This window comes from Microvirga arabica (genome assembly GCF_016811235.1).
Classification (GTDB): Bacteria; Pseudomonadota; Alphaproteobacteria; order Rhizobiales; family Beijerinckiaceae; genus Microvirga; species Microvirga arabica.
On the sequence record NZ_JAFBID010000191.1, the window covers coordinates 1 to 1,380 of the forward strand.

Here is a 1,380-nt window from a genome sequence, read left to right on the forward strand (position 1 = left end):
TCCTGGTCACCAGCATGGAATCAGACAGGCACACGCCTGAAAACCCCTAATGAGTCAGTCTTCACGCCGCTTGGTATGACGCGCACTTTCGCGATATGGCCGATCCGCTCGGACGGAGCGCCCAATCCAAAAGACGGGTTCATCTCGCCCCTCACGCATTCGTTGCTCCCAGCCAATCGGAGTTGAACTTGGCGGCGCCGCAGGTGCGCCTCGAACTCATGAATTGCCCGCAGGGTTGTCACATCGACATCGACATCAATGCGACAGACCTGTTCGCCGTCCCTGCCAGAGGCGATCTACGCCTCTTCCAGCAGAGAAGCGAGCTCCGTAGGCCATTCAACGACAGGGGTTTGATGGAGCGGCATGCGGCACCTCACTCAACATCTTGGCCTCGGGCCAGGCCCGATGTGAGTAAAAAAGAAGCCAAGCTCACGGGTTCCAAAGCTACCCATATCGAGTAAAGGCTGACGAACACAGGCTTAGCGGCGTGCGTCCGGGCCTTGTCCGACTGCGCCCCGTCCTTGGATTGTCAGGACGCCATCTGCCACTAGCTCCAATCCGACACGGTCGGTACGCTCCAGAACGACCGACAGGATCCCGGACCGGAGGAAAGCTGGCTTCCGTCCCATTGGGCCAGTCACGATTTTTGGCTCATTGTCATTGGATGGCGCCGGCGGCGTCGGCCGCCTGTCGATCTGCCGGTTGCACATGACATCCTCCTCAATCCGCTGGAGGACTATCAGGCCTGGATTACATGAGGATGTCATCGTCTGCTGCGACGACCGCAACATGTGGCTACCGCAACCGTCAGGATCGCTCCGCCGGGGTGAGCTTCAGAAACAGATGGGCTGCCAATAGGGCGTCATTCAACGCGTCGTGCTCTTCCCGGAGGTGATCAATGCTGATACCTGCTTGCGCACAGGCGTGACGGAGCTTGCCTGGCAGGCCCGCGCCCTTCGCCAGAGCCATGGTGCACAGGAAGCGCTCTCGTGAGTACGTCGGCCGTGCCGCACGCTCGAACTCCCGTCTGAGAGTGTTGTACTCATAGGTGTAGTTGTGCGCGACAATCCTGTCGTCCCCGACGAAGTCGATCAGATCATGAATGATGTGTTCGAAGTACGGCTCTTTCTCCAGATCAGCCAATGAAATGCGATGGACCGCATAACAGAACGGGCTCATGGCCGATCGTGGTTTGATCCTCCGGACAAACGAACGAGAAGAAATGGTCTTGCCGATGATCTCAACAGCGGCAATTTCGATGATGTGATCGTAGGATTGAGCAGTTTCGATGTCGATGACGACATGCCGGTCAGATTGTTTCATTGTTCGACATCTTAGGTCATTCTGGATGATCAGGCCTGGAGCAACCCGCCCGACATG

General features: G+C 57.5%; 1 protein-coding gene. It reads right to left on the reverse strand.

The genetic code is table 11. The annotated features are described in order from the left end of the window. Nucleotides 1-807: 807 nt before the first annotated feature. Nucleotides 808-1,380 (reverse strand): 3'-5' exonuclease (locus tag JQC81_RS32370; protein WP_312887637.1); only part of this gene is annotated, 573 nt, incomplete at its 5' end.